A 13,344-nucleotide genomic window follows, 5' to 3' on the forward strand; every position below is an offset into this window, starting at 1 on the left:
CGGATTTATGACATTTTTGCGGGCAATGGCTCACAAACTGAGGCGTCGGTCGCTTTTTTAGCGCTTCAGCCGGTCGCCATAATCGCGCATCCATTCCGCCAGCGGTTGCAACGCGCTGCGCATCGACAGGCCCAGCGGCGTTATCTGGTACTCCACACGTGGCGGTATTTCAGCGTACACCTCGCGGGAGACCAACCCGCGCTGTTCGAACAAGCGGAGCTGCCGGGTCAACTCTTTTTGAGTGATCGGGGCCGCCGCCCGCAACAGTTCGCCAAATCGCACCGGTTCATTAAGCACGATCAGCCGATATAAAATCGGAATCGCCCATTTCCCGGCGATCAGATTAACGAAATCCGTCATCGGACAAGGTTGTGGATCAAATTTTTTTTGCGCCGCCCGCGCAGTCTTTACCGTCATTGCACACCTCTTTGCGCATTAGTATCCATTTGGTACCTGGTATCCTTTGGATACTAAATTTTTTATAGTGCCTTTTCCACCCCGCACATTGGAGTTTCACAGATGGCACGTTTAGCAGGTAAATATACGCTGATTACCGGCGGTACCAGCGGTATTGGGTTAGCCACCGCGCAAGCGTTTATCGCCGAAGGGGCGAAAGTGGCAATCACCGGTCGCAATCCTGACGCCCTTGCACAGGCACAGGCGCAATTAGGGGAAAACGGCTGGGCCATCGCAGCGGATGCCGGCGATATTGTCGGACAGCGGCACCTGGCACAAGTAATTAGCCAACGCTGGCCACAGCTGGATGCGGTATTTATCAATGCAGGGGACGTTACCCATGGCGCGATTAGCGACTGGACGCCCGCGCAGTGGGATCAACTGATGAACATCAACCTGAAAGGACCGTTCTTCCTGCTGCAGGCACTGCTGCCGCTGCTGGCGAATCCGTCATCGGTCATCCTTTGCGGATCGGTAAGCGCCCATATCGGGCTGCCCGCCAGCAGCGTGTACGCCGCCAGTAAAGCTGGAATATTATCGCTGGCGCGCACGCTGTCAGCGGAGCTGCTGTCGCGGGGAATTCGCGTCAACGGCCTGAGTCCCGGCCCGGTTCGAACTCCGGCGCTGAACAAACTTGGGCTCGGCGCAGATGCGCTGCAGGCGTTACAGGAAGAGATTAAAGCACTGGTACCCCTGGGCCGGATGGGCACGCCAGAAGAGCTGGCGAAAGCGGCGCTGTACCTGGCGTCGGATGAATCAAGCTACGTGGTAGGAACCGAGCTGCTGGTTGATGGCGGCACCGGCAACTTGTAAATCCGGAAGGCGGCGCTTATTCCGGTAAGGGTACCGCCGCCAGCGTACAAATCGCTTCATGTTCGCCGCCCCGGCGATCGACCATAACGACTTTATCGCCGGCTTTTTTTCCTTCACAGGGTTTAAGCACCTGCTCGACGATTCGTTCGCGAACCTGTTGGCTTTCCGACTGTGCCCAACAGGCAAAAGTCGTCAGCATTAGCGCCGAAGCAAACAGGCCAGCGGTACTGTTTTTAAACATGCATTACTCTCAGAAAATTCTCATTCAACGATTAGCGTACCAGCCGCAATCCCGTCCGTCTGTAAAATGACTTAACGGAGTGTTACGTCAGACGCTAAGGCGCTCACAGAGCGCCATCAACACATTAACACCATCAATACTTTAACATAATGAGCCATGGCTGATGCCTTTGGCACTTTTAGGTCATCTTTCGGAAACATCCCGATGTTATCGTCTTCGTGAGGCGTTATTTTTTCTTCTGTTTAAACAAATCATTAGGTTAATTTATGTCGGGTTTTGTGCTCTTTATCGTGGCGATTGCTCTACTGGGAGTCGCCGTTTACAGTCTGGTGTCCTATATCAAAGAACGTCGCGCCGCTCAGCTGCCAACCGATAAAAAAAAGAAATAATTCCCCTTTGCCAATCTTTACACCTGGGCTGCGTAACAAACAGAGAAGGCAGGCTTAGCGCCTGCCTTCTCTCCTGCTATAACTAAAAGTTAAGACTCCCAAGCCTGTTCCGCCTTTGTTGCATCAAACTGCGGCGGCGGTTTACGGAAACGGCGGGTCAGGTAAGTGAGATAAAGCAATCCCAACGCCGCCCAAACCAGGCCCAGCGTCAATGAGGTCGCCTCAAGGTTCAACCACAGCACCCCCACGGTTAATGCGCCTACCATCGGCAACAGCAGATAATGGAAGCGATCTTTCCAGGTTTTGTTATAACCCTTGCGCCGCCAGAAGTGGTTGTATACCGAGAGATTAACGAAGGTAAAGGCCACCAGCGCGCCGAAGTTGATTAGCGCCGTCGCGGTCACCAGGTCGAAGAACAGCGCCGACAGCGCGACGATGCCCACCATAATCACGTTGAGCGCAGGGGTTCGCCATTTCGGATGCACATAGCCGAAAATGCGCTCCGGGAAGACGTTATCGCGTCCCATCACGTACAGCAAGCGCGACACGCTGGCGTGCGACGCCAGGCCCGATGCCAGGGTATTAACAAAAGTGGTGCACAGGAAAATCGACTGGAACAGCTTGCCGCCGACGTAGAGCGCAATTTCCGGCAGCGCGGCGTCCGGATCTTTAAAGCGATGGATATCCGGGAAGTACAGCTGCATAAAGAACGAGGCGACGATAAAAATAATGCCGCCGTACATTGCGGTAAGGAAGATGGCCTTCGGGATCACCCGCGCGGCATTCGGGGTTTCTTCTGAAAGCGTGGTAACGGCGTCAAAGCCGAGGAACGAGAAGCAGACAATCGTCGCGCCGGTAATAATCGGGATCAGATGCGCATTCTCGCTGATGAACGGCTGCAGCGACCAGACGGTACCCACACCCTCGCCTTTATGCAGCCCTTGTACCACCAGAACCACAAACACCACCATGATGGAGATCTGCACCAGCACGAACAAAGTATTGAAGTTGGCCACCAGGTTGACGCTTTTCAGATTCGCCGCGGTCAGAATGGCGACAAAGGTCACCACCCACACCCACGGCGGCACTTCCGGAAACAGCGCGGAGAGGTAGATCTTCGCCAGCAGGACGTTAATCATCGGCAGGAACAGATAGTCCAGCAGTGAGGACCAGCCGACCATAAAACCGATGTGCGGGCTAATTGATTTTTGCGCATAGGTGTAGGCCGAGCCCGCTTCCGGGAACTGGCGCACCAGCTTGCCGTAGCTGATGGCGGTGAACAGCACCCCTGCCAGCGCCAGCAAATAAGAGGCTGGAACGTGGCCATTACTGATACCGGAAACGATGCCGAAGGTATCAAACACCGTCATTGGGGTCAGGTAAGCCAGCCCCATCATCACCACTTGCCACAGTTTGAGCGATTTACGCAGACGCGGTTTTCCCGCCTGAGCGGCGTTTTCTGCAGGAAGATTAGCAGCCATGACGCATTCCCCCCATGCCGACGACAGTTTGCGGGCACAAAGACCGGGTAACAAACCTGCTTAGCAAGGGGGTAAGACGTAAATAAAAGGGTAAGACGGACCGATGAACGGCGGTAAGTTGGCATCCAATGCGGCCAAAGAGGCCCCCTTCTCCCTGCGGATATTTGAACATCTGCATCATCTCATTTCCTCGTCACACACTGTGTCGTTAACTGAAGCCCCGTTGCCGCCTACGCTCCTTAACGCGACATCCGGGAAATGGCTGGGCTCCCAGCAAAAAGGACGACCAGGCTCCGCTCAGGCCGTATGATGCTACCGGTTAAACTAATGCGCCCCTTTCGGGGCGAACATCAGGCGTTTTTCAACATCCACTCAATTTCGGTTTCTGTGATAAGACGCTCAAACTGCAGTAACTCATCATTCTTACAGGCGTGGTAAACGTGGCAGAAACGCTCGCCAAGACGCTCCCGCAGATGATCGTTTTGCATAAACTCCCACAGCGCATCGCTCTGGCGGATCGGGAACGGCAAGCCTTCTTGTTCCAGACCATTACCTTCCACCTCTTCCTGCAGCGGCAGCGGATTATCCAGCCCGTGCAGGATACCGGCGAAAATCGCCGCCATCACCAGATACGGGTTGGCGTCCGCCCCGGCCACGCGGTATTCAACGCGGTGGTTATGCCGATCGCCACACGGAATACGCAGCGCTACCGTACGGTTGTTATGCCCCCATGACGCCTGGGTCGGCACATACATGCCCGCCTGGAAGCGACGATACGAGTTCACGTTCGGCGCCAGCAGCGCCATCGACGCCGGCATCAGGTCAATCATCCCGGCCAGCACGCGTTTCAGCAGGGCTGAATCCTCGCCGTCCGCATCCGCCAGCACGTTTTCACCTTTATTGTTTTGCATGCTGATATGGATATGCATCCCGCTACCCGCATGCTCTTCATAAGGTTTCGCCATAAAAGTGGCGTGCATCTTATGCTTCTCCGCCATTAAACGCACGAGACGTTTTAATGCCAGCGCATCATCGCACGCATCCAGCACGTTATCGGTGTGGTGGAGGTTGATTTCGAACTGCCCTGGAGAGGCTTCGGCCACCGCGCCATCCGCCGGGATCAGCTGTAACTGGGCCAGTTCATCAATATCATTCAGTACATCGGCAAAATGGTTGAGGTTATCAACGGAATAGACCTGGCTTTGGGTATTGCGGTCGTCGGTGCCGGGCGCGCACGGCGGCTGCAGGTAGCCTTCGGCATCGCGTTTGCGATCGAGTAAATAGAACTCCAGCTCTACCGCTACCACGGGGAACAATCCGCGCTGGCGGAGCTGCTGCCAGAGGCGGTTGAGTACGTTCCGCGGCTCAACGTCAAAGGGAGCGCCATCTTCATCAACCATGGTCAACAAGACCTGGCCGATGTATTCCGGATCGGCGGCCGAAGGGGTCAACGTACCCAATACCGGGACGCAGCTGCGGTCCGGTTCGCCCATATCCTGGCCAAGCCCGGCCTCTTCCACCACGTTGCCGAGAATATCCATCGCGAAAACGGATGCCGGGAAGTAGCAGCCTTTCTCCAGCTTGCTGAGGCTGGCAACCGGGATGCGTTTGCCGCGGAAGCAGCCGTTCAGGTCTGTGAGAAGTACATCGACATACTGAGTATTGGGGTAGGTTTCGAGGTAGCGCTTCACTTCTTTAGCGAACGCGCTTACCCGTCTCTCTTCCGTCTGCTGAACAAAATTCTCAACTTCTACGATATTGGTATCCATGATTCACCGCCGTTGTTTTAGTTTTCGGACCCTGACTGAAAACGTCAAATATAATGTCCACCCTTCGAATGTGTATGCAAACAAAATGTTTGTCAAATGTTAAATTAAGTTTGCAAACGGCTATTTCCACTGCTAGATTGAGAAAATATTGAACGATATGGCCGTTTATCAGCCACTGACGGTCATAATTTAGTCCACTTTGTGAGGGCGATCATGGAAAATATAATGTACAAGCCAGTTATTGGCGTCGTGATGTGTAGAAACAGGCTTAAGGGTCACCAGACCCAGACTCTGCAAGAAAAGTACCTGAATGCCATTGTTAACGCTGGCGGACTGCCGATTGCCCTGCCGCACGCGCTGGCCGAGCCGGAACTGCTGGATGCGTTAGTCGATAAACTGGACGGGATCTACCTGCCAGGCAGCCCCAGCAACGTGCAGCCGCACCTTTATGGTGAAAACGGCGATGAGCCTGACGCCGACCCCGGGCGTGATCTTCTGAGCATGGCGCTAATTAACGCCGCGCTCGAAAGGCGCATCCCCATTTTCGCCATCTGCCGAGGGCTGCAGGAACTGGTTGTCGCCACCGGCGGGACTCTGTATCGTCGTCTGTTTGAACAGCCGGAACTGCTGGAGCATCGCGAAGATCCTGAACTACCGGTGGAGCAGCAGTATGCGCCGTCCCACCAGGTGGAGGTGCAGGAAGGAGGTTTACTTTCTCAGTTAATACCGGGCTGCAACACGTTTTGGGTAAACTCGCTACACGGCCAGGGCGCAAAAACGCTGGGTTCGCGTCTGCGCGTGGAGGCCCGTTCACCGGATGGGCTGGTTGAGGCGGTCAGCGTCAACGACCACCCTTTCGCGCTGGGCGTACAATGGCATCCTGAATGGAACAGTAGCGAATACGCCCTGTCGCGTATGTTGTTTGATGGTTTTATCACCGCCTGTCAGAACCATGTCGCCGAAAAGCGGCGGCTCTGACCACTACAGTTAAGGAAATGCAAATATGAGCGATGACGGACTGGCGCCAGGGAAACGTCTGTCAGAGATCCGCCAACAGCTGGGTCTTTCACAGCGTCGTGCCGCCGAACTGTCTGGGTTAACACATAGTGCCATCAGCACCATAGAGCAGGACAAAGTCAGTCCTGCCATCAGTACGCTGCAAAAGCTGCTGAAAGTATATGGGCTGTCGCTCTCGGAATTCTTTTCTGAACCCGAAAAGCCGGATGAACCGCAGGTCGTCATTAATCAGGACGATCTTATCGAAATGGGGAGTCAGGGCGTTTCAATGAAACTGGTTCATAACGGAAATCCGAACCGTACGCTGGCGATGATTTTTGAAACTTACCAGCCTGGGACCACTACCGGGGAGAGAATTAAGCATCAGGGTGAGGAGATAGGCACCATACTGGAAGGTGAAATCGTGCTGACGATTAACGGTCAGTCGTACCACCTGGTGGCTGGACAGAGCTATGCCATTAATACCGGCATCCCTCATAGCTTCAGCAACACCTCGGCAGGTATCTGCCGCATTATCAGTGCCCACACCCCCACCACATTCTGATTTCTTAGCCTGAGCAGGTTTCAGGCTTTCTTCAGGCCTGCCGCGGCGGATGTAATATTTCCGCCGCGGCGAAGAACTCGCAGTAATAATACCTGCGCAGCGCGGAAATCTTATTTCCTGCCGGCCCAAAGATAATTAACGCCAGTGAATGGCGAAGAGACGGTTTTCTACCCCGGGGACGCCCTGCGCCCTGAGCCCCTGAAAACGCCGAACCCTATATTTTGCCGATGATGTTTTTAAGGAGTCATGATGAATTTCCAGCACCTGGCTTACTGGCAGGAAAAAGCGAAAAACCTGGCCATTGAAACGCGCTTATTTATTAACGGCGAATATTGCGCCGCGGCCGATAATACCACCTTCGAGACTATCGACCCTGCCGCACAGCAGACATTGGCGCAGGTCGCCCGCGGTAAAAAAGCCGACGTCGAACGGGCAGTGAAAACCGCGCGTCAGGCTTTTGATAACGGCGACTGGTCGCAGGCCTCCCCGGCCCGGCGTAAAGCGGTTCTCACGAAATTTGCCGACCTGATGGAAACCCATCGTGAAGAGCTGGCGCTGCTGGAAACGCTCGATACCGGCAAACCGATTCGCCACAGCCTGCGCGACGATATTCCCGGCGCCGCCCGCGCCATTCGCTGGTACGCCGAAGCGCTGGATAAAGTCTATGGCGAAGTCGCGCCCACCGGCGGCAACGAACTGGCAATGATCGTTCGTGAACCGATTGGCGTGATTGCCGCGGTGGTGCCGTGGAACTTCCCGCTGCTGCTGGCCTGCTGGAAACTCGGCCCGGCGCTGGCGGCAGGTAATAGCGTAATCCTCAAACCCTCGGAAAAATCACCGCTCACCGCCCTGCGTCTGGCAGGGCTTGCGAAAGAAGCCGGACTCCCGGACGGGGTGTTAAATGTGGTCAGCGGCTTTGGCCACGAGGCCGGGCAGGCGCTGGCGCTGCATCCTGACGTTGAAGTCATTACCTTCACCGGATCCACCCGCACCGGCAAGCAGCTGCTGAAAGACGCCGGCGACAGCAATATGAAGCGCGTGTGGCTGGAAGCCGGCGGCAAGAGCGCCAATATCGTCTTCGCCGACTGTCCGGATCTGCAAAAAGCGGTCAACGCCACCGCCGGCGGTATCTTCTATAACCAGGGGCAGGTCTGCATCGCCGGCACCCGCCTGCTGCTGGAAGAGAGCATCGCTGATGAGTTCCTGACGTTGTTGAAAGCGCAGGCGCAAAACTGGCAGCCGGGTAATCCGCTCGATCCCAATACCACCATGGGGATGTTAATTGATAACGCCCATGCCGACAGCGTACACAGCTTTATCCGCGGCGGTGAGGCCAAAAGCACGCTATTCCTCGACGGGCGGAAAAATCCGTGGCCAGCCGCCGTCGGCCCGACCATTTTCGTCGATGTCGACCCGTCCTCAACCCTCAGCCGCGAAGAGATCTTCGGCCCGGTGCTGGTCGTCACGCGATTCAAAAGCGAAGAACAGGCGCTGCAGCTGGCCAACGACAGCGACTACGGTCTCGGCGCCGCGGTGTGGACCCGCGATCTGTCGCGCGCCCACCGCATGAGTCGCCGCCTGAAGGCTGGCTCGGTCTTCGTCAACAACTACAACGATGGTGATATGACCGTCCCGTTCGGCGGCTATAAGCAGAGCGGCAACGGGCGCGATAAATCGCTGCACGCACTGGAAAAATTCACCGAACTGAAAACCATCTGGATTGCTCTGGAGTCTTGATCATGACTGAACATACCACTAGTTACTACGCCGCCAGCGCCAACAAGTATGAACCGTTCCCGACGCTGGAGGAATCAATCAACTGTGACGTCTGCGTCGTCGGCGGCGGTTACACCGGCCTCTCCTCGGCCCTGCATCTGGCCGAAATGGGCTACGACGTAGTAGTGCTGGAAGGCGCGCGTATCGGCTTCGGCGCCAGCGGCCGCAACGGCGGACAGCTGGTTAACTCCTATAGCCGCGATATCGACGTTATTGAGAAGAACTACGGCCCGGATGCGGCCAAAATGCTCGGCAGCATGATGTTCGAAGGCGGCGATATTATTCGCGAGCGCATCCAGCGTTACCAGATCCAGTGCGATTACCGCCCAGGCGGCCTGTTTGTGGCCATGAACCATAAGCAAATGGAAACGCTGGAAGAGCAAAAAGCCAACTGGGAGCGCTACGGCAATACCCAACTGGAACTGCTCGACAGCCATGCCATTCGTCGCGAAGTAGACAGCGACCGCTACGTCGGCGCCCTGCTCGACCACAGCGGCGGCCATATTCACCCGCTGAACCTTGCCATCGGCGAAGCGGACGCCATTCGTCTTAACGGCGGCCGGGTGTATGAGCAGTCGCCGGTGACCCGAATTCAGCACACCAGCCCGGCGGTAGTCAGTACCGCTCGCGGCCAGGTAACCGCACGCTACGTGATCGTCGCCGGTAACGCCTATCTCGGCGACAAGCTTGAACCGGAGCTGGCAAAACGCAGCATGCCGTGCGGCACTCAGGTCGTGACGACCGCTCCGCTGTCGGAGGACTTAGCCCGCTCGCTGATCCCGAAAAACTACTGCGTGGAAGATTGTAACTACCTGCTGGACTACTACCGCCTCACCGGCGATAACCGCCTGCTGTACGGCGGCGGCGTGGTCTACGGCGCACGCGATCCGGACGACGTTGAGCGCCTGATCATGCCGAAACTGCTGAAAACCTTCCCGCAGTTGCAGGGGGTAAAAATTGACTACCGCTGGACCGGCAACTTCCTGCTGACCCTGTCGCGTATGCCGCAGTTCGGCCGTCTCGATAACAATATTTACTACATGCAGGGCTACAGCGGCCACGGCGTGACCTGTACCCATCTGGCCGGACGCTTGATTTCAGAACTGCTACGCGGCGATGCCGAGCGCTTCGATGCCTTCGCCAAACTGCCGCACTACCCGTTCCCGGGCGGGCGCAGCCTGCGAATTCCTTTTACCGCCATGGGCGCCGCCTACTACAGCCTGCGCGATCGCCTTGGGGTCTGATTTGCCGTTCGGTTCCGTGATTAACTTTTGCTAAAGGGTGTTTATTATGAGCAACAATGAATTCCATCAGCGTCGTCTTTCTGCTACCCCGCGCGGCGTGGGCGTTATGTGCAACTTCTTCGCCCAGAGCGCGCAAAACGCCACGTTGACCGATGTCGAAGGCAATGAATATATCGATTTCGCCGCCGGCATCGCGGTGCTGAATACCGGCCATCGCCATCCGCGGATGGTCGCCGCGGTTGAACAGCAGCTACAGCAGTTTACCCATACCGCCTATCAGATAGTGCCTTATGAAAGCTATGTGTCGCTGGCGGAGAAGCTCAACGAACTGGCGCCGGTAAAAGGCCCGGCAAAAACCGCCTTCTTCTCTACCGGCGCGGAAGCGGTCGAAAACGCGGTGAAGATCGCCCGTGCCCATACCGGACGCCCGGGCGTTATCGCCTTCGGCGGCGGTTTCCATGGCCGTACCTATATGACGATGGCGCTAACCGGTAAGGTCGCGCCGTACAAGCTAGGCTTCGGGCCGTTCCCCGGCTCGGTATACCACGTGCCGTATCCGTCAGCGCTGCACGGTATCAGCACCGCCGATTCGATTACCGCCCTTGAACGCTTGTTCAAAGCCGATATCGAAGCCAAACAGGTGGCGGCGATTATTTTCGAACCGGTACAGGGCGAAGGCGGTTTTAACGTCGCGCCGAAAGAGCTGGTTGCCGCAGTACGCCGCCTCTGCGATGAGCACGGCATCGTGATGATTGCCGATGAAGTACAGAGCGGCTTCGCCCGCACCGGTAAATTGTTCGCCATGGATCACTATGCCGATAAACCGGATCTGATGACGATGGCTAAAAGCCTGGCGGGCGGCATGCCGCTTTCCGGCGTGGTCGGCAACGCGCAGATCATGGATGCCCCGGCGCCGGGCGGCTTAGGCGGCACCTACGCCGGCAACCCGCTGGCGGTGGCGGCCGCGCATGCGGTGCTGGATATCATTGATAACGAAGCGCTGTGCGAGCGCGCGCAGTTCCTCGGCGAGCGCCTGCTGGCGACGCTACAGGAAGTGAAGGGCTGGTGTCCGGCGCTGGTGGAAGCACGCGGCGTGGGTTCGATGATCGCCGCCGAGTTTTTCGACCCGGCGACCGGCGAACCGTCGGCGGCGATTGCGCAGAAAATCCAGCAGCAGGCGCTGGAGCAAGGCCTGCTGCTGTTGACCTGCGGTCAGTATGGCAACGTCATTCGCTTCCTCTATCCGTTGACCATCCCGGATGCGCAGTTCTCCCGCGCGCTGACGATTCTGCAGAGCGTCACGCGTCTGTAACGCCCTCCGCCGGCGGCGCTGGTCGCCGGCTGTTTTCCTCGCTGCTGACGATACATTGCTGGGGATAGTGCTGCTGAAAATAGTGGCGTAGAAACTCCACGGTGGTGCGGATTTTGGCTGAGGTCGCCAGCCGCGACACGTAAACCGCCCAGACGTTGGCGGGCTGAAAGTAGTCAGGCAGCACGTGCACCAGATGGCCGCTGGCGATATTTTCACTGACATCCCACCAGGAACGTAACGCAATCCCCTGCCCATCCAGACACCACTGATGCACGATCTCACCATGGTTGGAGGAGAGCGGCCCGGTCACCTTGATCGCGTGCTGACCCTCTTTGCTGTGCAACTGCCAGACGCCAAACGGATGGTCGCGCTCTTTGATCACCAGGCAGGGTAAGGTAGCCAGATCGCTAAGCTGCTTCGGTTGCGGGTGGCGGGCAAGAAACTGCGGCGACGCGCAGAGAATACGATGGTTGGTCGCCAGCTTGCGGGCAATTAGATTCGGCGCGATATCATCGCCGACGCGAATATCGAGATCCACCCCTTCATTGACTAAATCCACCAGCCGGTCCTGGACATCGAAGCGCAGCTCAAGTTGCGGGTACTGGCGGGCCAGCGCCGACAGCGCGGGGGCGACCACCCGGCGACCAAAGCCGAAGCTGCTAATAATACGCAGCGTTCCCTGCGGTACCTGACGCACGTCGGAAAGCTCGTCCATCATCTCATCCACATCCTGCAGAATGCGCTGCGCCCATTCGTAGATCCGCTCCCCTTCTTCGGTAATGGTGACCCGACGGGTGGTACGGTGCAGCAACATCACATGCAGGGTTTGCTCCAGCAGCGAAACCCGCTTGCTGACGAACGCCGGTGAGACGCCAAGCTCCTCGGCGGCGGCGGCAAAACCGGCCCGGCGAGCGACCAGCATGAACACGCGTAAATCATTAAGCAGCGGCAGATTATTCATGATCTGTGTTTTATGTTTCACCAGTTAGCGTGATTAATTATGAACCAGTCAATTATAGGATAGGCAGGTGGTCAAACATCATCGCTAAAAAGTGAGAACCGGAATGAAAAAAACCTGTCGTATTGCCGCCATCCCCGGTGACGGAATTGGTAAAGAAGTTCTGCCTGAAGGTATTCGCGTGCTGCAAGCCGCCGCGCAGCGTTGGGATCTGTCGCTGAGCTTCGAGCAGATGGAGTGGGCAAGCTGCGAATATTACGCCCATCACGGCAAGATGATGCCGGACGACTGGCGCGAGCAATTGCAGGGCTTCGATGCTATCTATTTCGGCGCCGTCGGCTGGCCGGATACCGTCCCCGACCATATCTCCCTGTGGGGATCGCTACTGAAGTTCCGCCGTGAGTTCGATCAGTACGTCAACCTGCGCCCGGTGCGCCTGTTCCCCGGCGTCCCCTGCCCGCTGGCGGGTAAAAAGGCCGGCGATATCGATTTTTACGTGGTGCGCGAAAATACCGAAGGCGAATATTCCGCCCTCGGCGGTCGCGCTAATGAAGGCACCGAGCATGAAGTGGTGATTCAGGAGTCGGTCTTCACCCGCCGCGGCGTTGACCGGATCCTGCGCTACGCCTTTGAGCTGGCGCAAAGCCGCCCGCGCAAAACGCTGACCTCAGCAACCAAATCTAACGGCCTTGCGATCAGCATGCCCTACTGGGATGAGCGCGTGGAAGAGATGGCCAAAAGCTATCCCGAAATTCGCTGGGACAAGCAGCATATCGATATTCTCTGCGCCCGCTTCGTGCTGCAGCCGGAACGTTTCGACGTGGTCGTCGGCTCCAATCTGTTTGGCGATATTCTGTCGGATCTCGGCCCGGCCTGTACAGGCACTATCGGTATTGCGCCGTCGGCTAACCTCAATCCCGAGCGCGCCTTCCCGTCGCTGTTCGAACCGGTTCACGGGTCGGCGCCGGATATCTACGGTAAAAATATCGCCAACCCGATCGCTACCGTTTGGGCCGGGGCGATGATGCTCGATTTCCTCGGCAACGGCGATGAGCGCTACCACGCCGCGCATAACGGTATTCTGGCGGCGATAGAGCAGGTGATCGCCAGCGGGCCGAAAACTCCGGACATGAAAGGCACCGCCTCAACGCAGCAGGTCAGCGACGCTATCTGCAAGGCCATTTTGGCGTAATTACCCCGGCCGCTCCCCGGTCGCGCTGCGCTTACCGGGGCTACAATGGCACGCTCATGTAGATATCGCATCGGTTTGCAACGGTTTTGGTCCGGGAAAAACATGTGCTTTGTGTTAATTCAGAGCACATTGCGCTCCCGATATTTCTTCTG

Annotated in this window: 13 protein-coding genes; 8 read left to right on the forward strand and 5 right to left on the reverse strand. The window is 57.0% G+C overall.

The features are described from left to right. Window positions 1-57: 57 nt before the first annotated feature. Window positions 58-417, reverse strand: coding sequence for a helix-turn-helix domain-containing protein (locus tag ABLV17_RS12845; protein ID WP_087858043.1), 360 nt, complete (start codon window positions 415-417; stop codon window positions 58-60). Window positions 418-519: 102 nt separating this feature from the next. On the opposite strand from ABLV17_RS12845, the gene ABLV17_RS12850 reads away from it, so the two are divergent. After that, entirely contained in the window at window positions 520-1,269 is a 750-nt protein-coding gene (locus tag ABLV17_RS12850) for an SDR family oxidoreductase (RefSeq protein WP_087858044.1), read from the forward strand. 16 nt (window positions 1,270-1,285) lie between these two features. Here the strand turns inward: ABLV17_RS12850 and ABLV17_RS12855 are convergent, their stop codons facing one another. After that, window positions 1,286-1,510 (reverse strand): hypothetical protein, encoded by a 225-nt coding sequence (locus ABLV17_RS12855; protein ID WP_087858045.1) that lies wholly within the window; start codon window positions 1,508-1,510, stop codon window positions 1,286-1,288. Window positions 1,511-1,776: 266 nt separating this feature from the next. Here ABLV17_RS12855 and ABLV17_RS12860 point away from each other — a divergent pair, with 266 nt between their 5' ends. Continuing rightward, the gene (locus ABLV17_RS12860) at window positions 1,777-1,899 is read left to right on the forward strand and encodes a small membrane protein (protein ID WP_072251592.1); all 123 of its coding nucleotides are present in this window, start codon (window positions 1,777-1,779) and stop codon (window positions 1,897-1,899) included. An 89-nt stretch (window positions 1,900-1,988) separates the two neighbouring features. Here the strand turns inward: ABLV17_RS12860 and ABLV17_RS12865 are convergent, their stop codons facing one another. Next, window positions 1,989-3,380, reverse strand: a complete 1,392-nt coding sequence (locus ABLV17_RS12865) for an APC family permease (RefSeq protein WP_348854308.1) — start codon at window positions 3,378-3,380, stop codon at window positions 1,989-1,991. 350 nt (window positions 3,381-3,730) lie between these two features. After that, the gene (locus tag ABLV17_RS12870) at window positions 3,731-5,149 is read right to left on the reverse strand and encodes a glutamine synthetase family protein (protein WP_087858047.1); all 1,419 of its coding nucleotides are present in this window, start codon (window positions 5,147-5,149) and stop codon (window positions 3,731-3,733) included. A 225-nt stretch (window positions 5,150-5,374) separates the two neighbouring features. Here ABLV17_RS12870 and puuD point away from each other — a divergent pair, with 225 nt between their 5' ends. The 5 genes from puuD to puuE all read left to right on the forward strand — a co-directional run bounded on the left by puuD (window position 5,375) and on the right by puuE (window position 11,042). Next, entirely contained in the window at window positions 5,375-6,127 is a 753-nt protein-coding gene (gene puuD / locus ABLV17_RS12875) for a gamma-glutamyl-gamma-aminobutyrate hydrolase (protein ID WP_183269024.1), read from the forward strand. Between the two features lie 25 nt (window positions 6,128-6,152). Continuing rightward, the gene (puuR, locus tag ABLV17_RS12880; RefSeq protein ID WP_002898590.1) at window positions 6,153-6,710 is read left to right on the forward strand and encodes an HTH-type transcriptional regulator PuuR; all 558 of its coding nucleotides are present in this window, start codon (window positions 6,153-6,155) and stop codon (window positions 6,708-6,710) included. 249 nt (window positions 6,711-6,959) lie between these two features. After that, the gene (gene puuC / locus ABLV17_RS12885) at window positions 6,960-8,447 is read left to right on the forward strand and encodes an aldehyde dehydrogenase PuuC (RefSeq protein ID WP_308959014.1); all 1,488 of its coding nucleotides are present in this window, start codon (window positions 6,960-6,962) and stop codon (window positions 8,445-8,447) included. Window positions 8,448-8,449: 2 nt separating this feature from the next. Then, on the forward strand, window positions 8,450-9,730 hold the full coding sequence (locus ABLV17_RS12890) for an FAD-binding oxidoreductase (protein ID WP_045397003.1): 1,281 nt from the start codon (window positions 8,450-8,452) through the stop codon (window positions 9,728-9,730). A 46-nt stretch (window positions 9,731-9,776) separates the two neighbouring features. Continuing rightward, the gene (gene puuE, locus ABLV17_RS12895; protein ID WP_045386357.1) at window positions 9,777-11,042 is read left to right on the forward strand and encodes a 4-aminobutyrate transaminase; all 1,266 of its coding nucleotides are present in this window, start codon (window positions 9,777-9,779) and stop codon (window positions 11,040-11,042) included. Here puuE and ABLV17_RS12900 read toward each other — a convergent pair. Then, entirely contained in the window at window positions 11,029-12,024 is a 996-nt protein-coding gene (locus ABLV17_RS12900) for a LysR substrate-binding domain-containing protein (protein WP_183269025.1), read from the reverse strand. The genes puuE and ABLV17_RS12900 overlap by 14 nt on opposite strands. Before the next feature lie 82 nt (window positions 12,025-12,106). Here ABLV17_RS12900 and ABLV17_RS12905 point away from each other — a divergent pair, with 82 nt between their 5' ends. Beyond that, complete coding sequence (locus ABLV17_RS12905) at window positions 12,107-13,192, forward strand: tartrate dehydrogenase (protein ID WP_087858052.1); 1,086 nt, start codon at window positions 12,107-12,109, stop codon at window positions 13,190-13,192. Window positions 13,193-13,344: the final 152 nt, after the last annotated feature.

The organism is Klebsiella sp. CN_Kp091 (genome assembly GCF_040065095.1).
GTDB lineage: Bacteria > Pseudomonadota > Gammaproteobacteria > Enterobacterales > Enterobacteriaceae > Klebsiella > Klebsiella aerogenes.